The 771-nt window shown below is 53.7% G+C and carries 1 pseudogene; it reads left to right on the top strand.

The features are described from left to right. Positions 1 to 73 precede the first annotated feature (73 nt). Positions 74 to 771, top strand: a pseudogene (locus AC1D1T_RS32835) (hypothetical protein); the annotation flags it as partial.

The raw sequence follows: 771 nt of genomic DNA, 5'->3' as shown, positions 1-771 counted from the left end.
AAGTGAGGCTCCATGGGCGATCCAAGCGGACCGAGGGGCTGGAGCACTCATAAGCTTCAGCTTGAGTGGAAACGTGTACGCTCCTGATTCTGATGTCCGTGATCGACTTACACAATCCAACGGCGGCTGGGTGTACCTCGATGTGGAGGGGAAGAGCGAGGAGTTTTATGATACCCAAGGGAATATAATCAGTATCAGAAGAAGCAACGGCGCCGCACTATCTTATACGTACAGTCTGGCAAGTACTCCTCCCGCGGTGGCACCTACGCCAGGTTTGATCATTGCTATTCAAGATAACTTCGGCCGCTCCATACAGTTCCTGTATGAGCAGCCAATCGGTGTGGACACGCCACGGGTTCGACAGCTGATTGACCCCAGTGGAAACGCCTCTACCGCGCACTACGATGGAGTGGGGAATCTTGTCGGCATTTCGCCATCGATCGGTGGCTATCGTCATTACCTCTACGAGAGAACGGACCTGCCGTGGGCATTGACCGGTGTGGCCGACGAGAACAGTACTCGCTTCTCTACGTATGGATACGACGCTGCGGGGCGTGCGATTCAGACTCAATTGGCCGGTGGTGTCAGTCTCTATGCTGCTAGCTATGCGTCTCCCCCGTCGTGGAATGTAGTTCTCAGCTATGAGGCTTCGAATAATACGTACTGGGCTGATCATTACTGGAATGCGCCAACGGGGATCTCACTGACGACGCCTCTTGGTGCTGCGAGTAACTTAACAACGCAGTATGTAGCAGGTTCTCAGTACATATC

Source organism: Rhizobacter sp. P2_H3 (genome assembly GCF_056403355.1).
The sequence above is the reverse complement of the archived record's forward strand: the minus strand, read 5'-3'. Positions and strand labels throughout refer to the sequence as shown.